Origin of the sequence: Kribbella sp. NBC_00662 (assembly GCF_041430295.1) — a bacterium.
In the GTDB taxonomy this organism is placed as follows: Bacteria; Actinomycetota; Actinomycetes; order Propionibacteriales; family Kribbellaceae; genus Kribbella.
Map to the genome: position 1 here is coordinate 3,178,257 of NZ_CP109029.1, position 26,587 is coordinate 3,204,843.

At 68.9% G+C, this 26,587-nt stretch carries 22 protein-coding genes; 7 read left to right on the plus strand and 15 right to left on the minus strand.

What is annotated here, in order from left to right:
- The first annotated feature begins 118 nt into the window (after positions 1-118).
- The 3 genes from OHA10_RS16135 to ispF are packed head-to-tail and all read left to right on the plus strand — an operon-like array spanning position 119 to position 1,784.
- On the plus strand, positions 119-604 hold the full coding sequence (locus tag OHA10_RS16135; protein WP_130446326.1) for a CarD family transcriptional regulator: 486 nt from the start codon (positions 119-121) through the stop codon (positions 602-604).
- A 14-nt stretch (positions 605-618) separates the two neighbouring features.
- Entirely contained in the window at positions 619-1,317 is a 699-nt protein-coding gene (gene ispD, locus OHA10_RS16140) for a 2-C-methyl-D-erythritol 4-phosphate cytidylyltransferase (protein ID WP_371407019.1), read from the plus strand.
- On the plus strand, positions 1,314-1,784 hold the full coding sequence (gene ispF, locus OHA10_RS16145; protein WP_371407020.1) for a 2-C-methyl-D-erythritol 2,4-cyclodiphosphate synthase: 471 nt from the start codon (positions 1,314-1,316) through the stop codon (positions 1,782-1,784). Before ispD ends, ispF begins: the two co-directional genes overlap by 4 nt.
- Before the next feature lie 24 nt (positions 1,785-1,808).
- On the opposite strand, the gene OHA10_RS16150 is transcribed toward ispF, so the two are convergent.
- Positions 1,809-2,795, minus strand: coding sequence for a nitrilase family protein (locus tag OHA10_RS16150; protein WP_371407021.1), 987 nt, complete (start codon positions 2,793-2,795; stop codon positions 1,809-1,811).
- 70 nt (positions 2,796-2,865) lie between these two features.
- On the opposite strand from OHA10_RS16150, the gene OHA10_RS16155 reads away from it, so the two are divergent.
- The gene (locus OHA10_RS16155) at positions 2,866-3,744 is read left to right on the plus strand and encodes a LysR family transcriptional regulator (protein WP_371407022.1); all 879 of its coding nucleotides are present in this window, start codon (positions 2,866-2,868) and stop codon (positions 3,742-3,744) included.
- On the opposite strand, the gene OHA10_RS16160 is transcribed toward OHA10_RS16155, so the two are convergent.
- The 4 genes from OHA10_RS16160 to OHA10_RS16175 are packed head-to-tail and all read right to left on the minus strand — an operon-like array spanning position 3,728 to position 10,489.
- Complete coding sequence (locus OHA10_RS16160; protein ID WP_371407023.1) at positions 3,728-4,393, minus strand: hypothetical protein; 666 nt, start codon at positions 4,391-4,393, stop codon at positions 3,728-3,730. The two genes, OHA10_RS16155 and OHA10_RS16160, sit on opposite strands and share 17 nt — an antisense overlap.
- Before the next feature lie 3 nt (positions 4,394-4,396).
- Complete coding sequence (locus OHA10_RS16165; RefSeq protein ID WP_371407024.1) at positions 4,397-5,680, minus strand: M1 family metallopeptidase; 1,284 nt, start codon at positions 5,678-5,680, stop codon at positions 4,397-4,399.
- Positions 5,681-5,694: 14 nt separating this feature from the next.
- Entirely contained in the window at positions 5,695-9,627 is a 3,933-nt protein-coding gene (locus OHA10_RS16170) for a Pls/PosA family non-ribosomal peptide synthetase (protein WP_371407025.1), read from the minus strand.
- A gap of 52 nt (positions 9,628-9,679) precedes the next feature.
- A complete protein-coding gene (locus OHA10_RS16175) occupies positions 9,680-10,489 on the minus strand; it encodes an NAD(P)H-binding protein (protein WP_371407026.1) in 810 nt (269 codons plus the stop codon).
- Between the two features lie 81 nt (positions 10,490-10,570).
- Here OHA10_RS16175 and OHA10_RS16180 point away from each other — a divergent pair, with 81 nt between their 5' ends.
- Complete coding sequence (locus OHA10_RS16180) at positions 10,571-11,509, plus strand: AraC family transcriptional regulator (RefSeq protein WP_371407027.1); 939 nt, start codon at positions 10,571-10,573, stop codon at positions 11,507-11,509.
- A gap of 72 nt (positions 11,510-11,581) precedes the next feature.
- Here the strand turns inward: OHA10_RS16180 and OHA10_RS16185 are convergent, their stop codons facing one another.
- Genes OHA10_RS16185 through OHA10_RS16195 form a run of 3 tightly spaced genes read right to left on the minus strand, consistent with a single transcriptional unit; the run spans position 11,582 to position 15,309 of the window.
- A complete protein-coding gene (locus tag OHA10_RS16185; protein WP_371407028.1) occupies positions 11,582-12,355 on the minus strand; it encodes an FHA domain-containing protein in 774 nt (257 codons plus the stop codon).
- A gap of 1 nt (position 12,356) precedes the next feature.
- Positions 12,357-14,171, minus strand: a complete 1,815-nt coding sequence (locus OHA10_RS16190; protein WP_371407029.1) for a protein kinase — start codon at positions 14,169-14,171, stop codon at positions 12,357-12,359.
- A 10-nt stretch (positions 14,172-14,181) separates the two neighbouring features.
- On the minus strand, positions 14,182-15,309 hold the full coding sequence (locus tag OHA10_RS16195) for a neutral zinc metallopeptidase (protein WP_371407030.1): 1,128 nt from the start codon (positions 15,307-15,309) through the stop codon (positions 14,182-14,184).
- Positions 15,310-15,376: 67 nt separating this feature from the next.
- Here OHA10_RS16195 and OHA10_RS16200 point away from each other — a divergent pair, with 67 nt between their 5' ends.
- Positions 15,377-17,086, plus strand: coding sequence for a DUF2207 domain-containing protein (locus OHA10_RS16200; RefSeq protein WP_371407031.1), 1,710 nt, complete (start codon positions 15,377-15,379; stop codon positions 17,084-17,086).
- A 45-nt stretch (positions 17,087-17,131) separates the two neighbouring features.
- On the opposite strand, the gene OHA10_RS16205 is transcribed toward OHA10_RS16200, so the two are convergent.
- The 4 genes from OHA10_RS16205 to OHA10_RS16220 all read right to left on the minus strand — a co-directional run bounded on the left by OHA10_RS16205 (position 17,132) and on the right by OHA10_RS16220 (position 21,605).
- Positions 17,132-18,142, minus strand: coding sequence for a neutral zinc metallopeptidase (locus OHA10_RS16205; RefSeq protein WP_371407032.1), 1,011 nt, complete (start codon positions 18,140-18,142; stop codon positions 17,132-17,134).
- 1,452 nt (positions 18,143-19,594) lie between these two features.
- Positions 19,595-20,833 carry a neutral zinc metallopeptidase gene (locus OHA10_RS16210; RefSeq protein WP_371407033.1) on the minus strand — a complete coding sequence of 413 codons (1,239 nt, stop codon included), beginning with the start codon at positions 20,831-20,833 and terminating at the stop codon, positions 19,595-19,597.
- 26 nt (positions 20,834-20,859) lie between these two features.
- On the minus strand, positions 20,860-21,351 hold the full coding sequence (locus OHA10_RS16215) for a neutral zinc metallopeptidase (protein WP_371407034.1): 492 nt from the start codon (positions 21,349-21,351) through the stop codon (positions 20,860-20,862).
- The gene (locus tag OHA10_RS16220; protein ID WP_371407035.1) at positions 21,348-21,605 is read right to left on the minus strand and encodes a hypothetical protein; all 258 of its coding nucleotides are present in this window, start codon (positions 21,603-21,605) and stop codon (positions 21,348-21,350) included. The genes OHA10_RS16215 and OHA10_RS16220 overlap by 4 nt, the downstream gene beginning before the upstream one ends.
- A gap of 234 nt (positions 21,606-21,839) precedes the next feature.
- Here OHA10_RS16220 and OHA10_RS16225 point away from each other — a divergent pair, with 234 nt between their 5' ends.
- Entirely contained in the window at positions 21,840-23,534 is a 1,695-nt protein-coding gene (locus OHA10_RS16225; protein WP_371407036.1) for a DUF2207 domain-containing protein, read from the plus strand.
- A 66-nt stretch (positions 23,535-23,600) separates the two neighbouring features.
- Here the strand turns inward: OHA10_RS16225 and OHA10_RS16230 are convergent, their stop codons facing one another.
- From OHA10_RS16230 to OHA10_RS16240, 3 genes are all read right to left on the minus strand, one after another.
- Entirely contained in the window at positions 23,601-24,893 is a 1,293-nt protein-coding gene (locus OHA10_RS16230) for a peptidase C39 family protein (protein WP_371407037.1), read from the minus strand.
- 180 nt (positions 24,894-25,073) lie between these two features.
- On the minus strand, positions 25,074-25,631 hold the full coding sequence (locus tag OHA10_RS16235; RefSeq protein ID WP_371407038.1) for a GNAT family N-acetyltransferase: 558 nt from the start codon (positions 25,629-25,631) through the stop codon (positions 25,074-25,076).
- Between the two features lie 30 nt (positions 25,632-25,661).
- Positions 25,662-26,462 carry a lysozyme gene (locus tag OHA10_RS16240; protein ID WP_371407039.1) on the minus strand — a complete coding sequence of 267 codons (801 nt, stop codon included), beginning with the start codon at positions 26,460-26,462 and terminating at the stop codon, positions 25,662-25,664.
- Positions 26,463-26,587: the final 125 nt, after the last annotated feature.

The window sequence follows — 26,587 nt, forward strand, 5'->3', positions numbered from 1 at the left end:
TACGAGGCACGCGAAACAGCGTTTGTCAAGGCGAGAAGTGGGCCCTGACCAGCGCAAACGCCAGAACCGGACCACCGACTGCGTGGTAGGATAGGTCTTGGAAAGGGGCACTTCACACATGACTTTCACAGTCGGCGAGACGGTTGTATACCCCAATCACGGAGCGGCCGTCATCGAGGACATCGAGACCCGTCAGATCAAAGGTGAGGACAAGACCTATCTGGTCTTGAGGATCGTCGCTCAGAACGACCTGGTCGTCCGGGTCCCCGCGTGCAACCTCGATCTTGTCGGCGTGCGTGACGTCGTGGATCAGGCCGGCCTGGAGCGCGTCTTCGACGTGCTGCGTGCACCGCACACGGAGGAGCCGACCAACTGGTCGCGCCGCTACAAGGCGAACCTGGAGAAGCTGCACTCCGGTGACGTGCTGAAGGTGGCAGAGGTCGTCCGCGACCTGTGGCGCCGTGAGCGTGACCGCGGTCTGTCCGCCGGTGAGAAGCGGATGCTGGCGAAGGCTCGCCAGATCCTGGTCTCCGAGCTGGCCCTGGCTGAGCACACCAACGAGGACAAGGCCGAGGCCATCCTCGATGAGGTCCTCGCGTCCTGAGGTTGCAGTTCTGAATGAGTAGCGCGGTCGTGATTCCCGCGGCCGGGTCAGGGCTGCGGCTCGGTGGACAGACACCGAAGGCATTTCGAGAGGTCGGTGGCGATTCGCTGCTGGTCCACGCGGTGCGTGGACTGAAGGCAGCGACCGCCGCCGACCTCACGTGTTTCGTGGTCGCCGTACCGCCGGGCGCCGAGGAGACGGTCTCCAAGGAGCTCGAGCCGTACGTCGGGGACGCGACACTGCTCGTCGTCGCCGGCGGGGCCGAGCGACCGGATTCGGTCCGGGCTGCCCTCGAGTTGGTCCCGGTCGACGGGATCGACTGCATCCTGGTGCACGACGCGGCGCGGGCGTTCGTTCCGGCCGATGCGATCGAGCGGGTGGTCGCGGCGGTGCGGGCCGGTGCGGAGGCCGTCGTACCGGTGGTGCCGGTGACGGACACCATCAAGCGGGTCGGGCCGGGCGGCGAGGTTGTCGACACGCCCGACCGTTCGACGTTGGTCGCGGTGCAGACGCCGCAGGGGTTCGCTCCCGAGGTGCTGCGGCGCGCGCATGCCGCGGGCGCTGACGCGGGCGTGACGGACGACGCGATGATGTGTGAGCGGCTCGGGGTGATTGTGCAGACGGTCGAGGGATCGCCCGATGCGTTCAAGGTGACCCGCCCGCAGGACCTGCTGCTGGCCGAGGCGTTGCTGGCGGAGAGGCGGCTCGGGTGAAGATCCCGCGAGTCGGCAACGGTATCGACGTACATCCGTTGGAGGACGGCCGTCCGATGTGGCTGGCCGGTCTGCACTGGCCGGACGAGCCTGCCGGGCTGTCAGGTCATTCGGACGGCGACGCGGCCGCACACGCGATCTGTACTGCGTTGCTCACGGCAGCGAAGTTGGGTGACCTGGGTTCGAACTTCGGGACCGCCGAGCCCGAGTGGGCCGGTGCGGCCGGGGTCGCGCTGGTCGCCGAGGCCGCGCGCCGGGTCCGGGCCGCCGGGTTCGAGATCGGGAACGTCACCGTGCAGATCGTCTGCAATCGCCCGAGAATCGGCGCCCGCCGCGAGGAGGCCGAGAAGGTCCTCTCCGCCGCTTGCGATGCCGAGGTCTCGGTGAGCGCGGCAACGACCGACGGCCTCGGCTTCCCGGGCCGCGCCGAAGGCATCGTCGCCCTCGCGACCGCCCTCATCTACTGATCTTTGAGTACCGGCCAACCGGTTTCAGGGGCTGTCCGTGGTTGATGGGTGCCCAAAGTCGACCGGATCCGGGGAGAAGCGGGCCGCTCGGGGATCGAGCTCGTTGCCTTGGCGTTCGGTGAGTAGGCTGTAGAGCTCGGGGCGCCGGCCGCGGAGCCAGCGGCGGCCTGTTGCCAGGGGCACCAAATCCAGATCGAGGTCGGCAACGACCACCGCGTCGGCGGGCACGGGAGTCTCGGCGACGATCCGCCCGTAGGGGTCGAGGATCATCGCGTTCCCCGTCCGGAGTTCGTCGTCGTCGCGCCCGACACCGTTGCTGAACAGCAGGAACATTCCGTTGTCGTGCGCCCGTGCCGGCAGCCACCGCATCAGCCAGCCCCGCCCGCTCGGCCCGTTGAACGCCTCCTCGATCGCCGCCTGGTCGCCGCTGTCCCAGACCTCGAGCGGGATCGGCCTCATCCCGTGCGGACTGCGCGAGTTCGTCCCGCCGGTCTGGTGCGGCGCGATCAGGACCGTTGCACCGAGCAATGCGGTGATCCGGACGTTCTCGACCAGGTTGTTGTCCCAGCAGATCAGGACGCCGGCCCGGAATCCCCAGGGCGTGTCGAACACCGTGTACGACGATCCGCTCGCGATCTGCTCATGCTCGAACGCATGCAGCTTCCGGTGCACGTGGACGGTCCCGTCCGGCAGGCAGACGGCGTACGCGTTGAAGAGCGTGCCATCGGCATCCTCCAGGAACCCGACGCCGATGCCGGCGTCCAGTTCCTTGGCGAGGGCAAGGATCTGGCTGACCAGCGGACCGTCGGCCGGCTCGGCCAACTCGTGCAGCCGGTCGGGCGCGTGCCGCCGGAGATGCCAGTAGCCGAGCAGACACATCTCCGGGAACACGACCAGGCGGGCGCCGTCGGCAACCGCGGTACGGGCGAGTCGATCGACAGTGGCGAGGTTGATCGGCGGCTGGTCGGGGGTCGGCTCGAACTGGACGACGGCGGCGCGGAAGGACGTCATACGACCATCGAAACGCCGATCGGTCTATGACGTCCAATAGCTGTTTGCGGAGATTCCATATCCTGAAGTTATGGATCTCCGTCTGCTCCGGGCGTTCGTCACGGTGGCCAGGCTGCGGAACTTCGGTGCCGCGGCGGAGGAGCTGTCGACCAGCCAGCCGGCGCTGACCAAGCAGATCCAGGTGCTGGAGCGTCGGGTCGGTTCGGTGCTGTTCAGCCGGGGGCGGCACGGCGCCCGGCTGACCCCGGCCGGGGAGCTGCTGCTTCCTGACGCTCTGGAGTTGCTGGACCGGTCGGAAGCCTTCGAACGACGGGCCGCGCAGGTCTCGTCCGGGGTGGAGGGATCGCTGGCGATCGGGTTCGGATTGTCCGGCATCGAGCTGGCCCCGAAGGCCGTCGCGCTGTTCCGGAGCCGGTGGCCGGGAGTGACGATCTCACTCGAGGACATGCCGTCGTCGCTGCAGTGTGAGCGGCTGCTGGCCGGGAGTCTGCAGATCGGGTTCGTCCGGCTGCCGGTGCCGGCCGGTCTCGAACACCTTCGGTTACGACGGGATCGGCTCACGCTCGCGGTCCCGGCCGGGCAGGAACTTCCGCGCGACCTGATCAGCTGGATCGACGCCCGCCCGCTGATCCGGCTCACGCCGTCGCGCGGCCCGGGGCTGACGGCACAGATCAACAACCTGTACGCCGAGCTTGGTTGCCATCCACAAGTACTTCAGGAAGCCGGTGATCTGCAGACCGTGCTCGCCCTGACCGCGGCCGGCGCGGGTCCTTCCGTCGTACCGCAGTCTGCCGAGCGGATCGCGCCGCCCGAGGTCCGGCTGGTACCGCTCCCCGGACGCGCGGCGACCTGGTGGACCGGCACGGCCTGGGCGACCAGGACGCCCCTGACCGAACGCTTCGTGAAGGCCGCCGCCGAGGTGGCCCGTCAGGTCAAGGACCGGAGCTGAAGCCCGGTTTCACGACATGGCGGACGTTGCCGTGCAGGCGGCGGTTGTGGACGGCCGCGGCCGCGATGATGCCGGCGGCAACGAGTAGGCAGAGGATGCCGCCGACGAGGTCCGCGGTCACATTCTCCTCGCCGACGAACTCGGGCTGCAGCACGCCGTGCTTGTCGAGGATGACCGGCACCTTGCCGCCGGGGAATTCGTGCGAGCCGTGTTTGGTGAAGTCGTAGCTGTGGCCGTTCGGGCAGTCCGCGGTGAACTCGTAGACCGGGTCGCCGTCGTACCCGCGGACGTGGCAGGTGATCGTCGTACCGACCTGGGAGAGCACGACCGGCGTCGGCGTCATCACGAACGGTACGGCGGCGAGTCCGCCGGCCAGCGCGCCGAAGTACCCGAAGTTGCCGCCGCCCAGCGTTGCGATGCCCATCACCAGGAAGCCGACGCCGAGGACCAGCACGAGCCCCGACAGCACGATGTCGTGTGGCGGGAACGTGTACAGCGCGCCGGCCGCGACCAGCAGCACCCAGCCCAGGACGATGTGATGCCAGGTCGGCCCCTTCGGCGATCCCGGCCGCCGGAGATGACGCCCGGCGACGATCACGATCGCGATGATCGCCACCATCCCACCGAAGAACTCCATCCCGATCCGCACCCGCTACCGCCTCCGGGGTAGGGGTGGTAGCTCGTAGGAGTCGAGCCAGGCGGCGAACAGGTGGCGGAGGGCTTCTTCGTCGGGGCTGAAGGTCGTCGCCAGCGCGGTGAACTCGGTGGTGGTGACCGAGCCGTGCCGATGCACCTTGGTCCAGGTGTGCAGGAGTTCGAAGAAGGCCTCGTCGCCGAGGTGCTTACGCAGTACGTGCAGGGTGATCGCGCCGCGCTTGTAGAGCCGGTCGTCGAACATCAGCTCCGGGCCGGGATCCGACAGCAGCAGGTCCTGCGGCAGGCTCTTCAGCCGCGAGTGTGCCTTGGCGACCTGCTGGTCGGCGCTGAGGCCGCGCGACTCCTCGGACCACAACCACTCCGCGTAGCAGGCGAAGCCTTCGTTCAGCCAGATGTGCTGCCAGCTCGCCGGCGTCAGGCTGTTGCCGAACCACTGGTGCGCCAGCTCGTGGGCGACCAGCCGCTCCGACCCGCGCCGCCCGTCGACGTGGTTGCTGCCGAATACCGAGATGCCCTGCGCCTCGAGCGGGATCTCGAGCGGGTCGTCGGTCACCACGACCGCGTACCCGCCGAACGGGTACGGCCCGAACTGCCGGCAGAACAGCTTCATCATGTCCTGCTGCCGCCCGAAGTCGTTCCGGAACTCGCGGATCAGCCGACCCGGCAGCACGCCCCGCGTCGTCACGGGCGACGTCGCCAGGCCCACTTCGTCGTACGCCCCGATCTGCACGGTCGCGAGGTACGTCGCCATCGGGGCGGCCTGGTCGAACACCCACGTGGTCCGACTCGCCTTGACCCGGCGTGACACCAGCCGGCCGTTCGCGACGACCCGGTACGGCGAATCCGTGGTGATCGAGATCCGGTAATGGGCCTTGTCGCCGGGATGGTCGTTGCACGGGAACCAGGTGGCCGCACCGCTGGGCTGACTGGCGACGATCACGCCCTCGGTGAGCTCCTCCCAGCCGAGCTCGCCCCACGGGCTGTCCTCGGGCCTCGGGTTCCCGCCGTACTGGATGTCGACGGTGAACTCGGCGCCGTCGGGCAGGTTCGAGGTGATGTAGAGCTTGCCGGCGCGCTGGCTGAATCGCTGCGGGCGGCGGCCGTTCACCAGCACCTTCGACGCGCGCAGACCGGAGAGGTCGAAGCTGAACCGGGACAACGCCTGGGTGGCGAACGCCGTGATCGTTGCCTTGCCGTTCAGGCGGTTGCTGTTGACCCGATAGTCGAGCTCCAGGTCATATGACTCGACCTTGTAGCCGGCGTTTCCATGGGTGGGCACATAAGGGTCAACCATCAGCCCTGCCAAGGACCGATCGGGTTCCCGGCCCAGCGCGTACCCGCCGGCACACCTTCACCACGCATCACGAGAGACACCGGCCCGATGGTAGCTCCTGCTCCTACGCTCGCGGCCGGGAGGACGATGCCGTGCGGCCCGAGGGTTGCCCCGGGCCCGAAAGTGACTGTGCTCATGGAGAGAACTCGATCATGAAAAAGGTGCGTCTGCAGCACGCAGCCGCGATTCACCGTGGCACCGTCGCCCAGGGTGACCAGATCTGCCTCCGGCAACCAGTACGTCTCGCACCAGACGCCCTTGCCGATCTTGGCGCCGAGTGACCTGAGCCACAGGTTGAGCACCGGCGTACCGGCGGCGGCGTTCGCGAACCACGGCGCCGCGACCAGCTCGACGAAGCTGTCGACCACCTCGTTGCGCCAGACGAACGAGCTCCACAGCGGGTACTCGACCGCGCGCGTCCGGCCCACGATCAGCCACTTGGCGACCGTAGCCATTCCGCCCGCGACCGCGCCGGCGGTGAGGATCACCGCGCCGGACAGCAGCAGCGTCGCCAGCGGGCCGAGCCAGATGTCGAGCGCCTGCAGCGCGAACAGCACCCCGAGCGCGATCAGCACCGTGCACATCATCGGGACGAAGCGGCACAGCTCGACGAGTGCCCGCGCGACCTTCAGCTTGTACGGCGGGTTGAACGTCCTGCTCTGGTCGCCGGCAACGGCCTGCCGACGGAGCTTCACCGGCGGCGAGCCGAGCCACGACGTACCGGCCTTGGATTTCTTCGGGGCCGCGGACAGGACGGCGACCAGGCCGTTCTTCGGCACGCTCCGGCCTGGTGCAGTCATGCCGGAGTTGCCGAGGAACGCGCGCTTGCCGACCTTCGCACCGGCGACGTGCAGCCAGCCGCCGCCGAGCTCGTACGACGCGATCATCGTGTCGTCGGCGAGGAACGCGCCTTCGCCGACCGTCGTCATCTTCGGGAGCAGCAACACGGTCGAGGCCTCGACATCGCGGCCGACCTTCGCGCCGAGCGCCCGCAGCCACCACGGCGTCAACAGGCTCGCGTACAACGGGAAGAGCAACGTGCGAGCCGAGTCGAGCAGCCGCTCGGTCGCCCAGACCTGCCACCCGATCCGGCTGCGGACCGGATAGTGGCCGGGCTTGATCCCGATGCCGAGCAGCCGTACGCCGATCAGTGTCAGGACCGCCATCGTCGCGAAGCCGACGAGCGTCATCAGCGGGATCGCGGCCAGCGCCTCGAGCGCCGCGTCGCCGAGGGTCTGCGTGCCCTTCACATACTGTCCGAGTACGACGAGTGCCGCCGCCGCGGCCGCCACCGGGATCAAGGACATGATCGCGGACTGGGCGCCGTACGCCGCGACCCACCACGGCGCGCGGGCGGGCCGATGATCCGGCCACGGGTGCCGGGCGCGACCGATCCGGGCCGCGGGCGAGCCGGACCAGCGCTCGTTCGCGGGCACCTTGCCGGAGACGGCCGACCCGGCCATGATCTCGGCGTTCCGGCCGATCTCCGCACCCGGAAGCAGCGTGCTGCGGGAGCCGACCACGGCCTCCGCGCCGACGGTCACCGGGCCGACGTGCAGCCGGTCGCCGTCGATCCAGTAGCCGGCCAGGTCGACCTCGGGCTCGACGGACGCGCCGCGGCCCATCGTGAGCATGCCGGTCACCGGCGGAAGCGTGTGCAGGTCGACGCCGCGGCCGACCTTGGCTCCGAGAGCGCGGGCGTAGTACGCGATCCAGGGTGCGCCGGCGAGGTTGGCCGCGCCGGCGGCGTCGGCAAGGTTCTCTGCGGCCCAGAGCCGGACGTGGACGGTGCCACCGCGTGGATACGTCCCGGGCTTCAGGCCGCGCAGCAGGATCCGGGCACCGAGCACCGCGATGCCCATCCGGCCGGCGGGGCTGATCAGGATCAGCCAGCCGACCAGGATCCACCACCACGACACGGTCCGCGCCCACGGCAGCGGTTCGATCAGCTCGGCGAGCAGGTTGTTCAGCGTGAAGACGTACACCAGCCAGCGGACGCCGACGACGGTCTGGAGGATCAGCGTCAGCGCGGTCTGCAGGAGTTGGGTGCTCTTCGGCGTCGGCCGGATGTCGCGGATCTCGACCGGCTCCAGCGCGGCCGGCCGGAACTCGTCGAGCCGTTCGGCGAGCGCGCCGAGCCGCGGGTACTCGTAGATGTCGCCGACGGTGACTTCCGGGAACTTCTCCCGCAGCGCCGAGACCAGTTGCGCGGCCGCGAGGCTGCCGCCGCCGTGCAGGAAGAAGTCGTTGTCGTCGCCGGTGACCTTGGCGCCGAGGACCTTGGTCCAGCGTTCGGCCAGCCAGCCCGCAGTGCCGGTCAGTTCGGCGGCCGGACCGTCGGTATCCATACCGGGCAGCGGCCAGGGGAGTGCGTTGCGGTCGACCTTGCCTGACGTCCTGGTCGGCAGCGTGTCGACGACGGCGAGCAACGGCACCAGCGCGGCGGGCAGCGCTTCCCGCAGCCGCTCGGTCGCCTTGGCGTTGTCGAAGGACGCCGGATCCTCGGGTACGACGTACCCGACGAGGAGCTGATTGCCGGCCGCGCTGTTGCGTACGGCGGCCGCGGCGCCGGTGATCCCCGGGAGCGCCTGCAGAGCGGCGTCGACCTCGCCGAGCTCGATGCGACGGCCGCCGAGCTTGACCTGCTCGTCCGCACGGCCCTGGAACAACAGGCCCAACGGATCTGACTTGACCAGGTCGCCGCTGCGGTACGCGCGCTCCCAGCCGAGCGTCGGCATCGGGGCAAACTTCTCGGCGTCCTTGACCGGGTCGAGGTACCGGGCCAGGCCGACACCGCCGATGATCAGTTCGCCGATCTCACCGTCCGCGACTTCGTTGCCTGCGGCATCTACTACCGCGAGATCCCAACCGTCCAACGGCAAACCGATCCGGACCGGGCCTTCGCCGGTGAGCTGCGCGGCGCAGGCGACGACGGTCGCCTCGGTCGGGCCGTACGTGTTCCAGACCTCGCGGCCGTCGACCGCGAGCCGCTCGGCCAGCTCGGGCGGGCACGCCTCGCCGCCGAAGATCAGCAGCCGCACCTGGTCCAGCGCGTCCGGTGGCCACAGCGCCGCCAGCGTCGGCACGGTCGAGACGATAGTGATGCCTTGGGCAACTAACCACGGACCGAGGTCCATACCGGTCCGGACGAGCGAACGCGGGGCCGGGACGAGGCAGGCACCGTGCCGCCAGGCCAGCCACATCTCCTCGCAGGACGCGTCGAACGCGACGGACAGGCCGGCCAGGACGCGGTCGTCCGGCCCGATCGGCTCCTGCTGCAGGAAGAGACGCGCCTCGGCGTCCACGAACGCGGCGGCCGAGCGGTGGGTGACGGCGACGCCCTTCGGTACGCCGGTCGAGCCCGAGGTGAAGATGATCCACGCGTCGTCGGTCGTCTCCGGACCGCCCGAACCGCGTGGGGCGTCGGTCGCGGTCGTGGCGTCCATGCGGGCGGAGTACGGGTAGTCGAAGGCGCCGTTCGCAGCGTCGTTGTCGAGGATCGGTTGCTGCTGCGGGCGGGTCACCGTCAGCTCGAGCTCGTCGCCGACGGTGGCCGCCACCGCTGCTTCACCGAACACCAGCTCGGCGCGTTCTTCCGGGTCGTCCGCGTCCACCGGGACGTACGCCGCGCCGGCCTGGAGCGTGCCGAGAATCGCTACGTACAGATCGTTGTGACCGGACGAGATCCGGATCCCGACGCGGTCGCCCGGACCGATTCCGGCGGCGGTCAGGCGGTTGGCGAACTTGGTCGTCTGCTGCAGCAGTTCGCGATAGCTGAGGCTGACGCTGCCGTCATCGAGCGCCGGCTCGTCGGCGTACCTGTTGGCGGTCTCTTCAAGCACATCCACAAGCGTCCGCGCGGCCGTCGCCAACTCCCCGCGTCGCAACGTCACGGGCGGATAATACGCCGCATGGTTATCAGCTGGATAACCCGAAGCGAACAGCTCAACTGCTTGTTGGATCCTGATCGTGGGCGAATGCCTTGAAAGTACGGGCCGGTCGGCCCAGCGCCTGTTCGACATCGGCGGTCGGTTCGCCGCCGTGGCCGTTGGCGATCGAGGTCAGTACGTCGGCGAGAAGTTCGGCACCGGGGCGCGGAATGCCTTGTGCTACTTGCTGTTCGGTGTACTCGGCCGGTGACAGGGCGACGTACTCGACGCGGATGCCGGCCTCGGTCAGTTGGTCGGCGGCTTCGGTGAATGTGATGGCCTCAGGGCCGGTCAGGTCGTAGGTCCGGCCGTTGTGGTCGGCGGTGGTGAGAGCGGCAACGGCTACGTCCGCGATGTCGTCGGCGTCGATGAACGGCGTACGGCCGTCACCGGCCGGGAGGGCGAGAGTGCCGGAGCGGACCGCGTTCTTCCACGGGCCTTCGGTGAAGTTCTGCGCGAACCAGTTGGGGTGCAGGATCGTCCACTCGGCATCGCAACCGCGGACCGTCTGTTCGACGGCGTGCAGCGGATGATCTGGGTCCGATGCGCGGGACGCCGATAACAGGACAAGCCGTCGTACGCCGGACGCGAGCGCCAGCTCCGTGAACCGTGCCAGGCGGTCGCCGGGGCGGACTGTGGGCTCCACCAGATACGCGGCGGTGATGCCGTCGAGGGCCGGCGCCCAGGTGGACGGGTCGTCGAGATCGAGCCGTACGTCGCTGCCGGTGCGCGACGCCGTACGGACGTCGTGGCCGGCGGAACGGAGGCGGTCGGCAATGCGGCGGCCGGTGGTGCCGGTACCGCCGAGGACGAGGTACTTGGTCATGCGCTCAAGCCAACTGCAGTCCGTGCGGACGATCCATGGGAGATCGTCGCCGATCCATTTGTGATCGTCTAGCTTGGACGAGTGGATGTCCTCAGCGATCTGTTGCAGCGGGCGCAGGCGTCGGATGCCCTGGTCCGGCAGATCATCGCGCGCGGGCCGTGGTCCGTGACGTACGCCGACGTGCCGTCGTTGTCGGTCGTCGCCACGCTCGGCGGCAGCGCATGTCTCCGGCTGGACGACGGCGAACCGACGATGCTGGCTGCCGGCGACATCGCGCTGATCACGGGAGTCGACAGCTACACGATCGCGGACGATCCGGCGACACCGGCGTACTACGTGATCCGCGGCGGACAGAAGTACTCGGTCAACGGCGATCCGGTGGAGTGGCGAGGTGAGTACCTCGCCCCGCGGACGTACGGCGACGGGCTGCCCGGTGCGACGACCATGGTTCGTGGCGCGTACGACCTGCGCGGTGACGTCGGCCGGCGGGTGCTCGCGCTACTGCCTCCGTTGGCAGTCGTCTCGGCCACGCCGCAGACCCGTCCGGCGTTGGACCTGCTGACCACTGAGGTGGCCCGCGAGGAGCCAGGACAGGACGCCGTACTGCGCAGGCTGCTCGACTTCGTCCTGGTGCTCGCGCTACGCGCCTGGTGTGCGAGCTCGGAGCTGCCGTCCTGGTACCAGGCTCTGAGTGCGCCCGGGATCGGCGACGCGCTCCGCCATCTCCACGAGGACCCAGCACACCGCTGGTCGGTCGCAGAACTCGCCGCCAAGGCCGGCCTCTCCCGCGCCACCTTCGCTGCCCGCTTCACGAAGCTGGTAGGCCAGCCGCCGCTCACCTACCTCACCGCTTGGCGCATGACGCTGGCCGCCGACCTCCTCCGCACGACCACCGCCACGATCGCGACCGTCGCCCGCCAGGTCGGCTACGAAGACCCCTTCGCCTTCAGCGTCGCCTTCAAACGCACGTACAACCAGTCACCGACGACATGGCGCGAGCTTTTCAGAGCGGGACGTTGATGGCGTTGTCTCGGGTGTTTTGTTTGAGCATGGTCGGACGGTAAGTCCGGGTGCTCGGGACCCCTCCCGAGGTCAGTCGTCGAGTACTGCGAGGTCTGCTGGGACCAGGGTGGTTGTCAGGAGTAGGACTCGGAACAGGTTGTCGTTCAAGGCGTTGCCGACGTGCTCCCCGACCTCTTCTCGGGTCAGGCCGGGGACGCCGTCGCGAGACAGGCGAGTGCGGACGTTCGAGACCAGGTGCTCGACTCGCTTGGCGGTCCAGCCTTCTGTTGGTTGTAGCTCGGCCAACTGGTCCGCCGCCTGTCGCCAGGACAGGGGGAGTGGGTGCAGGTCGTGTAGGAGGTAGCGCTGGCCGACAACAGTCAGCGCCAGCTTCTCCGCCGGAGACAGTGGCCAGATGCGCGGCGGATGCGTGGGGTCGCGTGGCCGCAGTACCGGGCGCGTGCCACTGTCGCCGACGACGTACACCTCCAGCAGGTGCTCTCGACCGCTGGAGCCCTGGACGAAGAGCGGCGTGTACCCGGCCGCGAGTGGCATCGGGTCCTCGCCTGCGAACAGTGTCTGCTGACGCGGGAACCGCACGGGCAGCCGTCCGGTCACCGCGACCCACCATTGCCCGGACCGGTAGCTGATCGACCCGTGCATCCGGCTGACTCGCGGATCGTCCTCACCGACGCACACATGGACCTCAGGCCGGTTCCGCCCGAACAGAATCGTCCGATGCGGTCCAGGATCGACAGTGAGGCCGCCGCCGACACTGAGCACGAACATCGTGCCCGGCTGAGCATCAGGTACGCCGCCTGCCAGGCTGGCCTGACCTTGCGGGAGACTCCGGATCGGTTCCATCTCAGACCTTCGGCAGCTTTACGACGGCTGCCTGGGCGAGCTTTGTCGCCAGGCCGCACAGCGAGGCGGGCTTCGCCGAACCACCGACGGACATCGTCACCAGCTCGACCGCATCCTGCCCGTTCGACTCGACGTACGTCCGGTAGACGATCACTACCGCGCAGGTCTTCGGACCGTCGTTCTCGTTCGACAAGAACGCGGACCGCCCGCCGACCGTGATCGGCTGGCCGTCCGACGCGTCGAGCGGCTGGTTCCGGTCGAAGTACAGGTCCACCGACAGGTCACTGGTCGTGCTCTCCCAACCGCACGACCAGTTCCCGAACGACGTGTCCGGATGCGTCGCGTCGACACCAGGGATCAGCTCGAGTGCCTTGTTGTCCAGCAACGTGCACGCGTTGACCTGCGCCAGCGACGTGGCCGGCAGAGGTTCGGTACGCCGCGGAATCGGACCGGCCTGCAGTACGCCGATCGCCTTCTGCGTAACGGCTTCCGCCATCGCGCACACGTCCATCCCGGAGCCGTCCGTGTGCCGCGCCTCCACCTGGATCTGCGTGCGGTCGGACAGCACCAGCACCCGCTCGCAGTCGTCACCGCCGGACTTCACCCGCGTGACAGTGCGCAGATTGCCGGTGAACTTCTGCACCTCACCTCGGGGCGACTCGGTGTAGGGCAGATTCAGCTCCGCCCGGACATCGACCTCCTGGTCGCCCGTACCCGTCACCACCACGTCGCACCGGTCGAAGTTCCCGTACGCCGGGTCCAGCGTGGTCTGCCCGAACCGGCTCAGCGACTTCTCGTCGATCAACGCGCACGGATCGACCGTCATCGGGTCCCCGACCGGGCCGGCTGCCGATGAGGCGGCTCCCGTCGGCGTCGAGGTCGTCGGCGTCGTCGATGCAGCTGAGGGGTCCGGTGATCCCGATGGCTCCGACGGTCCCGACAGCGCGCGCCCGATCAGCACACCCAGTACGACGAGAACCGCGACGCCGGCCGCCGTCGCCGGGATCGTCCAGCGCCTGCGTGTCTTGGCGGGGGCCATCGCAGTACCGCCGAGCTCCCGGACCACCTCGGCGACCGAAGGCCGGTCCCGCGGATCGACGGCGAGCATCCGGTTGATCAACGGCGTCAGCTCGCCACCGCGGCGTAGTGGCTCGAGTTCGCCGCGGGCTGCGCGTCGCAGTACCACCAAGGGATTGGGGTCTGTGCCGAAGGGCGAGTGGCCTTCGAGTGCGGTGTAGAGCGCCGCACCGAGCGAGAACACGTCGGAGGCAGTCGTAGGTTCGTTGCCGTTGGCCACTTCCGGGGCGAGGTGGGCCGGCGTACCGACGGTCGAACTGTCGGTCAGCGTCGCCTCCGCCCACATCCGGCGGGAGATCCCGAAATCCGCGAGCTTCGCCGTACCGTCCGAGGTCACCAGGATGTTGGCCGGCTTGAGGTCGCGATGGATGATGCCGGCCGCGTGCACCGCCTGCAGTGCGTAGGCGATCTGTACGCCGATCCGCGCGACCTGATCGGGTAGGAGCTTGCCCAGCTCGTCGAGACCGCGCGAGGGCAGGTACTCCAGCACCAGCCAGTGCTCGTCGCCGTCGGAGACCACGTCGAAGATCGTCACCACGTGCGGATCGTGGAGCCGGGCGCCGGTCCGTGCCTCGCGGCGCAGCCGGCGTCCGTCCGGGTCGTCCACTCCGGGGTGCGCACGCTTCAGCGCGACCACGCGGTCGAGTTGCTGATCATGGGCACGCCAAACCGAGCCCATGCCGCCCGAGCCGAGCGGTTCCCCCAATGAGTAGCGGCCCCCGATCAGCCGGTCGCTCACTTCACGGCGGTCATTTCACTAGGTCCGCCGACACCGCGAAGGTGTCGCACGCCTTGTTGGCGCCGATGTTGAAGCCGTTCTGGATCCAGAAGCCCTGGCTGGTGGCCAGACCGTGCGTCCGCTCGTCCGGCGGCGTGTCCGGGGACTCACCGAAGCTGTTGCTGGACTGTTCCTTGAACTCGTCCAGCCGGTTCGTCAGCGGGTACGACTTCTCCACGGCCTTGCTGAACACACCGCCGAAACAGGAGGCCTGCAACTCGTTGCGCCGCGAGCTCTCCAGCTTCTGGTCCGGATGGTCCTGCAGATAGACGGCACGTGCGTAGAACAGTCCGGTGACGCCCTGCACGTGGTGGCCGTACTCGTGCGCGATCGTCATCAGGTACGCGAGGTCCTGCTGCGGTCCGAACGCCCGGTTCATCTGCTTCACGTCGACGTACATCACCTGGTTGCCGTAGCAATAGAACGCCAGCACGCGTCCGGACAGCGGCTGGAAGTTGCCGCACGCGGTCTGCACCGGCTGGTCGAACACGACCAGGCCCGGGTCCGGCTTGTCCTGGCCGAGCTCGTGGAAGATCGGACGCCACGCGTCGTTCAGGCACTTGAAGAGGCGCTGGTAGTAGACCTTCTGCGCGGCCAGGCTGGCGCTGCCGAGGTTCGCCGCCGGGCAGTTCTGCTCCGGGAGCGGACCGGTGCGGTAGACGTCGGCGTTCAGCAGGTAGTCCTCGGCGGACCCCTTCTGCGGGTTCGTGGTCGGAGTCGGCACGATCGACGGGCCGGTCACTCCGGGGTCGGCGGTGTCGGTGCCGCTGTTTCCCATCAGGGCGGACATGACTGCCACTGACACGCCGATGAAGATCAGCAGGACGAAGCCGAGCAGGATGAGCCGGAGCGGTCCGCCGCGTTTCCGCGGTGGCTGAAACCCGTTGAAGTGGCCTGGAGGTCCGTAGTACGGCTGTGCCCACTGGCCCGGGTACTGCTGGCCGGGGTACTGCTGACCCGGGTACTGCTGGCCCGGGCCTTGCGGGTACGGGCCCTGCTGCGGCGGCCACGGGGCTGCCTGCGGCGGTGGCAGGATGCCGGGCGGCGGGCCGGGTGGCCGACCCTGCGGCGGGCCGCCGTACCCGTACGGGCTGCTCACTACTCTGGCCTCCAGGCTCGGTCGGTCGAGTTCGCTGCACGAACCGGCACGAGACTACTCTCGACCCATGTCACCGAAGCGCCGCCTCCTCCCGGCTGCCCTGCTGATGTCCCTGACCGCGCCGGTCGCAGGCCTGTTCGTTGCCCTGAGCCCGGTGTCCGCCCAGGCGGCGGGTCGAGCGGACGACCAGATCACGGCGTACTCCGCGGATGCGACGCTCACCAAGGACGGACAGCTCCAGGTCAAGGAGACCGTCGACCTGACCGCCGGCGGTACGACGTTCAGCCGGACGCTGACGACCCGGGTCCGGTCCGACTCCGAGCGCGACCGCACGTACGACCTGAAGGACGTGTCGGCGACGGTGAACGGCCAGCCCGCGCAGGGCTTCCAGAACCAGAGCATCGACGACGGCCGCAAGCTCACGCTGAACGTGTCCGGCCCGTCGAAGATCGTCTACAGCTACACCGTGGACAACGTGGTCGCCGACTCGACCGAGGGTCGCGAGGTGAGCTGGCCGATCGTGCAGGGCTTCCCGGTCTCGGTCCCGACGGCCAATCTGAGCATCAGCGTCCCGTTCGCGACCTGGGTGACCTGCTTCGCCGGCCGGACCGGTTCGAGCATGCCGTGCACGTCGTCCCAGCTGGGCGAGTCCGCCGACCTGCAGATCCAGCAGAACGGCGTACCTGCAGGCGGACGGGTGACGTTCCTGACCGGGCTGAGCGACCAGGCGACGGTGCAGGCGAACGCGCAGTACTCGACCCGCTGGTCGCTGGGGCGCGCGTTCACTGTCGACTCGAGCACGATCGGCCTGGCCGTGATCGTGTTCGGCATCGGACTGCTCGGTGCGGTCGGCCTGTGGTTCTTCCGCGGCCGCGACGCCGCGAAGGTCGGTGACGGTGCGCCGGAGCGTCCGGTGCTGGACGGCGCCGACGGACCGCAGTTCGCCGCGCCGGACGGTATCCGGCCGGGGCAGGTCGGCACGGTGGTGGACGAGACGGCCGACGTCGTCGACATCACCGCCACGCTGCTGGACCTTGCCGTGCGCAACTACCTGACGATCGTCGAGCAGCCGCGCGAGTCGCACTTCGGCAAGCTGGACTGGGAGCTGCAGCGGCTGCACTCGGGCGGCCCGGAGCTCCTGCCGTACGAGAAGGCCTTGCTGGACGCGGTGTTCGCGGACGGCGACACGGTCCTGGTGTCCGCGCTCGGCCCGTCGCTGCGGCCGCGGCTCAATCTGGTCCGCGAGCAGCTGTACGCCGACGTCGTCACGCAGGGCTGGTTCAACAACCGTCCGGACGCGGTCCGGAACCGGTGGACCACCGCGGGCGTGGTGCTGCTCGGTGCAGGTGTCGTGCTGACCATCGTGCTGGCGATCGTCACCAAGTTCGGTCTGGTCGGCTTCGCTGTCATGGCGGCCGGTCTGGTGCTCGCACTCGTCGGTCAGGCCGCACCGGCCCGGACCGCGCGTGGTGCCGCCGTACTGGGTCGCGTGGCCGGTCTGCAGCACTATCTGGCCAACGAGTCCTCGTCGACGCTGCCGCAGAGCCACCGGCTCGAGTTCGCGTCCCGCTGCCTGCCGTACGCCGCTGTGCTCGGGCTGACCGAGAAGTGGGCGCTGGAGATCGCGGCGACCGATGACGACGACGACCCCGACGCCGGCATCGGCTGGTACTCCGGACCGGAGAACTGGCACCTGTCGGACATCGGGGAGTCGTTGAGCAACTTCGTCACCGCGTTCGGCGGCTCGCTGACCACCGCCCGCCGGCTCTTCGGCTGACGGGCGGCGGCTGCCCTCTTGCGGGCCCTTGCGGGCTCTTGCGGGCTAGTTGAGCCGGACGTCTGCTGCGGTGAACGTGTTGCAGGCGTCCGGCTTCTTGCTGTTGTAGCCGGTGATCGACCACTGGTAGTTGCTCACCCGGTTGCCGTGGTCGTGTACGCGCGGCCGGGCGTAGTCGTCACCGGAGTGGGAGATCAGGAACTTCCAGTTCGCGAGCAGGGGGCCGTTCATCGGGGTGAAGGCCGCGTTCGCGCCGAGGTAGACGGCGCCCAGGCAGGTCGCCTGCAGTTCGCGCCGGCGGCTCTCGAGCAGCTTCTGGTTCGGCGTCATCGACTGCTGCCGGGACATCGACGAGGCGAGGATCCCGCTCAGCTTCTGCACGTGGTGCCCGTACTCGTGGGCGAACGTGTTCAGCATGACAGCGCGGGCGTAGACCGGGTTGGTCCGGTAGTACCCGTTGTCCACGGCGAACGGCAGGTAGATCGTCTCGTTGGCAGCGCAGTACGCCGCACGGACGCTGCGCTGGATCCCGCACGGTGACGGCGTCTTGCCGGCGTACACGACGGCCTTGGGGTTGCGGAACGGGAGGTTGGCCTTCTTCATCGCCAGCCACCAGGTGCGGTTGAGGCAGGGCAGCAGGCGGTTGTAGTACTGCTGCGCCGCGGCGACCGTGACGGGGGCGAACGGCGGTTCCGCGCACTTCGATGCGGCGACCGGGCCGATCTTGTAGAGCGCGCTGCCCTTCACGACCTCGTCGACCGTCGGGCCGCGGGGCGTGGACGGGCTGGGGGACGTCGACGGGGACTCGGACGGCGACGAGGAGGACTCGGACACGGGTGCCGTCGGGCTGTTTTTGGCCTGCGGGTCGTCGCCGCCGCCGATGCTGCGGACGATGAGGGTGATGCCGGAGCCGACCACGAGCACGGCGAGGACGACCAGGCCGATCAGGAGACCGCGCGAGGCCTTCTTCTTACGACGACGGCGGCCGCCCGGGGGCTGCGGGATAGGGATCGGCGGGTACTGCCAGGTCGGCGCTTGCTGAACAGGCTGACCCATCGGGCCGGTCTGCCCGCCGTGCGGGGCGGCATGGCGGCCGGACTGCTGCTGGGGCGTGAGCGCGTTGCTCCACGGGGAGGCCGGCTGCTGGCTCTGGTTGGCTGGGCCCCAGAGGTAGGAGTCCTCCGAACGCGGACCGCTCTGATCGCGCTGCGGAGGCTGAGAAGGCGACGCCTGCCAAGCACTCGACCCGGACTGTCCTGTCGCAGACCACGCCTGGCCGGCACCTGACTGGCCGGCACCTGACTGGCCAGCACCTGCGTGGCCGGAGCCGGCGTCGGAGGGCTCGTCCCGCGACTCGTCGTCTCCGGCAGACTCGTCCCGGATCGTCCACGACTGGGCCGACCAAGACGCTCCGGCCTGCGAGCCTGACTGACCCGAGTCGGACTGGCGACCCGTCTGCGTCGGTTCAGGGGCGGACTGCGACCAGAACGAGTCCGCCTGCTGTGCAGACGAAGACGGATTGGTCTGCCATGCCTCAACCTGAGGCGGCCCAGCCTGCCACGAACTCGACTGGCTGGACCCCGCCTGCCCAGGACCCTGTCGCCCCGGCCCTGACTGGTTCGGCCCTGGCTGGTTGGGACCCGACTGGCTGGGGCCGGAGCTGGGGCCGGACTGCTGCGGACCGCGCTGCTGTGGGCCCGGCTGGTTGGGACCAGGCTGAGGCGGCCCGGACTGCCACGGGCTCGGCTGGTTGGCACCTTGCTGGCGTGAACCCTGCTGGCCGGGACCGGACTGACGCGGACCCGACTGAGCAGGCCCCGGCTGGTTCGGGCTCGGCTGGTTCGGGCCCGGCCGGTGTGGGCCGGACTGCGGGCCCGACTGTTGTGGGCCGGACTGCGGCCCGGACTGTTGTGGACCGGGCTGTTGTGGGCCTGGTTGGTTGGGGCCGCGCCGCGTCGGGCCTGGTTGGTTGGGGCCGGCGGGCTGGTCGGGGTGTTCGCGGCGGGTGGGGTTCCAGCCGCCGGCGAACCAGTTGTTGGCAGGAGGCTCGGCCTGCGACGGGTTCTGGAACTCGCGCTTGGCGTCGGTGTCCCCACTCCACCACGACTGCCCCCGCTGCCCGTCCCCAGGTCCACCCTGGTCCTGTTGAGGACCGCGCGGCCCGTCAGCACCACGCCTGGCGTCCCCGGGACCTGCCTGGCCGGCAGCCGGACCGCGTCCCTCGGCTGTGGGACCGCGCCGGCCTTCCCCGGGGGTGGGTTGGTTCTGGTTCGGGGTGGGGTGGTGGGGGTTTTGGCCGGGACCGTGCTCCGGTGGGCGGTTCGGCTGATCGTCAGCCGGGTCGCTCCCCGGGGGCTGGTTCCAGTTGTCCGACATCGATGCTCCTCACGACCTTGCTGGGTGTAGCTCGCCGGGAGCGCCGAATGCCGCCTCCCCCGGACATACTTTGCGCGATCCGGACCCACCAGGCTAGCTACCCCGGCCAGTCGTCTCGAACTAGTTCTGTGCCTAGCTCACCTGCGCCGCCGATGCGGCCCAGGTGTTGCATGCGTTCGGGTTGCGCCCGTTCCATCCGCGCAGTGCCCAGTAGTTGTGGATCGGCGGGGCGCCGTGGTCGTGCCCGTTGTCGATCGTGTTGGCGATCAGCCACCGCCACTGGACCAGCGACTGCCCGGTGATCGGGTAGCTGCGCCGGTTCGAGCCGATGAAGATGTCGGAGAAGCAGGACGCCTGCAGCTCCAGCCGCCGGCTGTCCTGCAGCTCCTGCGCGTACGTCGCCCGCTCGTACCGGAGCCGCGCGTACGCCTGCAGGATCCCGGTCTGGTTCTGCACGTGGTGCCCGTACTCGTGGGCGAACTGATGCAGCATCCACATCCGCGCCCAGACCTTGCTGTACGACTGGGTGTACCTGTTGTAGTTCCCGACGTCCTGGGTGAGGTTCATGTAGATCGTGTCGTTGGTGCCGCAGTAGAACGGCGGCCCGGAGTCGCTGTGCGCCCCGCACGGCGACTGCACGGTGCCGCTGAACGTGATCACGTTCGGCGACTTGACCCGGCCGCCGGCTTTGGCGATCAGCGGCGCCCACGCCTTGTTCAAGCAGGCCAGCAGGTTCTTGTAGTTGGCCCGGGCGCCGGCCGCGGTGCTCTGCCGGGACCCGGACTCCTTGCAGTTCACCGACCTCATCGCGCCGGCCTTGTAAAGCTTGTTCCGCAGCACCAGGTCGGTGTCACTCGGGCCGGGGTTGGTCTTCGGCGTACTGGTCGTCGAACGGGACGTGGTCGGCAGCGGCGCCTGCGTGGTCGGCTGGGTCGTGGTCGGCCTGACAGTGGGCCTGGTGCTCGGCTGCCCGGACGGCTCGGTCGACGGCTCGGTGCTGGGGCTGTACGACGACGTGGTCGTCGGCTCGGCGTACGACGGGTCGCCGTCGCCCTTCAGGATCGACGAGGCGATCCTCAGCCCGATCACTCCGGCCACCACGACACCGAGGACCACGAACACCGCGATCACTCCGCCGCGACCCTTCTTCGGCGGTCGCGGTCCACCGGGTGGGGCGCCCCAGCCGAACTGCGGCTGCCCGTGAAACGGCTGTCCCTGGAACGGTTGCCCCGGCCCCTGATAAGGCGACCCCTGGTACGGCGGCGGTCCGCCGTACCCCGGCGCCTGCTGACCCGGACCCGGCTGCCACGGCGGTGGCTGCTGCGGCGGGTACTGCTGCCCGGGCGGTGGACCCCATTGGTTGCCTGACACAGCCGTGACGGTATCGGAGCCCAGGCTCAACTTACCCGCGCGGGTGACGCCGACCAGGTGTTGCAGCTGGCCGGGTTACGGCTCGCGAAGGCCGCCCGGCTCCAGGCGCCGTGGCTGGTCGTACTGCCGTGGTCCCGCGGGTACGGCGGACGGTCGCCGCTGTTGTTCACGTCGTACAGCCACATCTGGTACGCGTACCCGGTGATGCCGTAGCTGCCCCGGTTGGAGCCGAGGAACACGTTGCCCAGACAGGAGGCCTGTAGTTCGAGCCTTCTGCTCAGCAGCAGCTGCCCGTCGGAGGTCGCGTCGTACCGGAGCTTCTCGTAGGCCTCGCCGAGACCTGTCATCCACTGGACCGAGTGCGCGTACTCGTGCGCCATCGTGAAGCTGCCGACCATCCGGCCGAACGTCGGGTTCTGCTTGTAGAACGAGATGACCGACGGCGACTCCATATAGATGGTGTGGGTCGTCGGGCAGTAGAACGAGCGCCCTGGTCCGCTGCCGCACGGTGTGTTCACTGTGCCGCCCCATACGACCAGGCCGGGCGACCGGAACCGCCCACCGGCTTCGGCGGTGCCGTGGTCGTCGTCTTCCGCGTGGGGACAGGTCGCGTCGGAGCAGCCTTGGTCGGAGCAGCCTTGGTCGGGGCGACTGATGTAGTGACAGGCGGCGCAGCGACAGTCGGCTTCTCGCCACCACTCTGCGTGAGTTTGACGAACAGGAACACCCCACCGGCAGCAACAAAGGCAACCAGGGCAACAATCAGCAGCACCGCCCCGCCGGACTTCTTCCGTGGCGGTTGCGGCGGCAACGGACCCCAGCCGTACTGCGGTCCGGGCGGAGGCGGCGGTGCGTAATACTGCGGTGGCGGAGGTGGTGGCGGGTAACCCTGTTGTGGCTGCGGGCCGAATTGCCCGGGAGGCGGTCCCCATTGGTTGCCTGACACTCCGCAGACGCTATCGTGCCCGGTGTCAACCTGACCCTCTTTCTACGGTGTGATTGGGCGATGCGTCTACGTCTCCTCGGGCTCTCCCTGTGTGCCCTCGGCCTGCTCGGCCTGTCCGCTGTCCCGGCCGGCGCGACCAGCTCCTCCGGAACCGGCGCTGCCGCCGACCCGGTGGTGACCAACTACGACAGCCAGGTCCGGGTCGAACGTGACGGTCTGCTCCGGGTCGCCGAGACCTGGAAGCTCAGCAACGTGAACGGGACCTTCACCCGGTTCATCGTCACCCGGGATCACCTGCCCGACGACATCGACCACGTCCAGGAGATCGGCGACCTGCAGGTCAAGGCCGGCGGCCAGGACAAGAAGGCGGACGTCAAGACCGACGGCGACGTCACGTCGATCGCGGTTCCCGGCATCGACAGCGCTACGACGGAGCTCGACTTCTCGTACACGGTCAAGGGTGCGGTGGCAACGGTCCTCGACGGCACCGAGGTGCGGTTCGCGCCGCTGACCGGGATCAGCATCCCGATCCAGCAGGCGAACGTGGTCTACAGCGTCCCTGAGGTTTCGCACGTCTCCTGCTTCGCCGGCCCGATCGACAGCAACATCCCGTGCACGCTGGCGCAGATCGGCGAGACGTCCGGTCCGACCTTCCAGCAGACCAACCTGCCGCCGGGCAACACGGTCCGGATGGCGGTCGGCTTCCCGAAGGGCCAGATCGCGGCCAACTCGATCGTCGAGTACCGCCACACCTTCAAGCGTGCTTTCTCCACCGATGCCGCACAGCTGATCACCGCGCTGGCCGTGCTGCTGCTCGGCGCGCTCGGACTGTTCGCCCTGTACCGGCTGCGCGGCCGCGACCAGGTCGACCCGCGCCGCGTCGTACCGGCGTCGCTGTTCAGCCTCGGGACCGATGCCCGGATCAACTTCTCGCCGCCTTCGGACCTGCGGCCCGGCGAGGTCGGCACGCTGATCGACGAGCGAATCGACCCGGTCGACGTGACCGCGACGATCATCGACCTGGCCGTCCGCGGACACATCACGATCATCGAGCAGGAGCACAACACGGAGTACTCCCGTCCGGACTGGGAGCTGCGCCGGGTCTCGAACGCGCCGTCGGAAGAGCTGCAGCGCTACGAGAACGTGCTGATCCGGGCGGTCTTCGGCGACGCCGACTCGGTGCTGGTCTCCGAGCTCGGCCGTCAGGTCCGTGCGAACCTCGAGCAGGTGCAGGACGCGCTGTACGACGGCGTGGTCAAGCGCGGCTGGTTCAGCGAGCGCCCGGACCGGACTCGGTCGCTGTGGGCAACGATCGGTATCGCCACCACTGTGGTCGGCGTGATCGCGACCGTCCTGCTCGCGCTGCTGTCGACCTGGGGTCTGCTCGGCATCGCGATCACCCTGGTCGGTATCGGACTGCTCGTCGTCGGTCGCTACATGCCGGCCAAGGCACCGGCCGCCGGCCGCGTCCTCGGTCAGGTCGCCGCGATCCGCGGGGAGCTGCTGGAGATGGACGTCAGCGAACTGCCGACCGACCAGCACGCCGAGCTCTGCTCGCGCGCTCTGCCGTACGCCGTCGTACTGGGCGGCTCGGAGCGCTGGATCGACGCACTGGTCGCCACCGACGCCACGCCGGACGAAGAGGACGAGGGCTTCACCTGGTACCGCGGTCCGCGCGGCTGGCACCTGCAGTACCTGCCGGACTCGCTCCGCAACCTCACCACGAACCTGACGGGCGCACTGTTCGCCCGCTAGTCCGTACAGAACAGAGCCCGCCACGCCGCCCCGGCGCGGCGGGCCCTGTCGTTTCTGGGGGTCGTCTCACCAGTTGTGCTGCGGAGCAGGGCTCGGCGGAAGCGCCACACCCTCCGGGTGGATCACATAGACCAGCCCACCCGAATGCGGGACCCAAGCGTTCTCGAAGGCAGCCCGGTCGTACGTGGTCCGCACCTGGTCGTCGCTGGCGATCAGATGCGACGCCGGGTCGTTCACCACCACGTTGCCGGCGGCATCGAACCCGACGATCACCATCAGGTGCCCGTTGGTCCCGTACCCAGCACCCGGCAGATCACCCTTCTTGAACGACAGCGAGGCGACCAGCGGGATCCCCGCCTTGATGAACTGCTCGGCCTCGGTCAGCGACCGCAGCCGGGTGACGAAGGCGTCCACACCACGACTCCCGGCGTACGCCGTGTTGAACGGCCAGTTGCCCGCACCGTCGTACGAGTAGTCGAAGACGTGCCGGGCGGAGTGGTCCACCTGGGGATCCGGATCGGACGGATCGACCCACGCGGTCTCGGCCGCGGTCGGACCGGCGCCCCAGTAGTCCAGCACCATCGCTGTGGACGTCGCCGAGCACCAGGCCTCGCCCCCGCCGTCCCACTGCGGGTAGTGGCCGATGTGCGTCTCCTGCGAGTACGTCGGTACGTCGAGCACCATGCCCTCCGCGCCGCCGAGGGGGCTCACGGCAACGGTCTTGTCGGACGGCAGCCGGGACGCCATCGCCCCGACGGACCGGACCACCGGCGACTGCGTCGTACCGCTGAGCCGGTAGAGCGTGACCTTGAGCTGCCACCGGTCCAGCCACTTGCCGGACGCGGCCTGGAAGGTGTCGACGGCAACGGATCCGTTCGCGTCGCCCTGACTGGGCACCGAGGTCCGGTGGATGTCGCCGGCCGCGGTGTCGTCGCCGCCGGACCAGCGACCGAGCACGTACCACTTGGTGGCGGCGCCGAGGTTCGTCGTACCGGCCATCGACACTTCGACCCAGGTCCCGGGCGGGGTGGTCGCGTTCCAGGACGCCACCAGCTCGGTCAGCCCGAAGCCGGTGCTGACGTGCGGCGAGATCCAGCTGGTCTGGTCGTAGCTCTTGGCGGTGCCGTCGCCGAACGGATCGACGTACGACGTGGTGCCGGTCGACGTACCGAAGGTGAGGGCGCCGTCGGTGACAGTGGTGCCGAACTGGTCGCCGGCCAGGAAATCGGTGGTCGACGTCCACGTGCGGTAGGCGATCTCCCGGGCCGGGGCGACCTTGACGGCTTCGCTCGGCAGAGTGCCGGCGCTGAGCACAACCGCCCCGACGATCAGGGCGGTAACAGAACGGGCGCTGGTCATGGGGCCTCCCGGCCTGGACTGAGGAGCGGAGGGAGCGCAGCGACCGGAGCGACGAGGGAAGGGCGGGAGTTACGGCCCCATGACCCGCCGCGCCGGAGGCGTGGCATCAGCACAGTCATATTCCGACGTTAGACCCAGACGGCACTCGCTGCCATGTGGGCGCGTGCCTTGGCAAAAAACTTACGAACGCTTGTCCCACTCGTCCTTGAGCATGGCGAAGACCAGTTCGTCGGTCCACTCGTCCTTGAGGTATTCGTTCTGCACGAAATGCGCCTCCTGGCGCAGGCCGAGGCGCTTGAGCAGCTTGGCGGACGCGTCGTTGCGGGCGTCCAGCCGGGCGATGATCCGGTGCATGCCGAGCTCGTCGAACCCGACGCGGAGCAGTTCGGCCGTGGCCTCGGTCGCGTACCCGTGACCGGCCGACTCCGGGTGGAAGACGTACCCGAGCTCGCCGGTGCGCTGCTCGACGCTGTTCAGGAACAGCACGACCTCACCGAGGTGGCGGCCGGTGTCGCGGAGGATGACCGCGGCGGTGAGCGCTTGACCGTCGCGGTCCATCGCAACGTCGGCCATCCGGCCGGCGAGCGCCTCCTTGACCTGCTCGGGCGTCCGTACGTCGTACAGCAGGTAACGGGTGACGTCCGGATTCGACTGCAGCTTCAGCAGGTCGTCGTAATCGGTCTCGATGTAGCGGCGCAATGTCAGGCGGTCGGTCTCGATCGGCAGCGTGTAGCTCACCGATCGAGACTATTCGACCGCCGCAACGGATTAGCCGTTCGCGAGTGCCTGCAGCCGGGACATGTCGCCGTTGAAGCGGTCCTGGTCGATCGGCGTCGAGCTGTACTGCCAGATGGTGTGGAAGGGCCAGCCGCCGGGCAGCGTTCCCGGCGAGGAGGCGTACTTCGCCACCCACAGCGGGTTGGTGGAGTTGAATGCGGTGCTGTTACCGGTGCAGCGGCTCCACCAGTCCAGGTTGGTGTAGATCGGCACGTCCCGGCCGGTGCGTGCCTTGTAGGTGTTGGCGAAGTCCCGGATCCACGCGACCATCGACGCCGCGCTCAGTCCGTAGCAAGTGGCGCCGTACGGGTTGTACTCGATGTCGAGCGCACCCGGCAGCGTCTTGCCGTCCCTGGACCAGCCTCCGCCGTGGGCCAGGAAGTACGTGGCCTGGTTGGCGCCGCTGGAGTCGTTCGGCGTGGCGAAGTGGTACGCGCCGCGGATCATCCCGACGTTGTAGGAACCGTTGTACTGCTGGGCGAAGTACGGGTTCGTGTAGTAGTTGCCTTCGGTCGCCTTCGTGTAGGCGAACCGCTTGCCGGCGTTCCACTGCGCGGTCCAGTCGACGTTGCCCTGATGGCTGGACACGTCGATACCTTCGACGCTGGCGGCCGGCGCCATCACGGCCGGAGCCGCGGTCATGGTGGTGGTGTTCTGTACCCAGCCCATATAGGCGTCGCCGGCTTTCTCGATGCCGTGCTGACGGGCCTGGGCGGTCGGCTGGTGCGAGCCGGTGCTTTCTGCGTTTGCTTGGGCGGAGCCGATCGAGGCCAGCAAGAGGCCAAGAGTCACGGCGGCACCCGTGAAAAGGGCGGACTTCACGGTTTCCTCCAGAGCGATGAGGGGCGGACAGAGCGCTCGGAACTCATTCTTACCCGTCGCCGGAAAGAATCAACCTTTGAAGCTGTGGTGCAGGT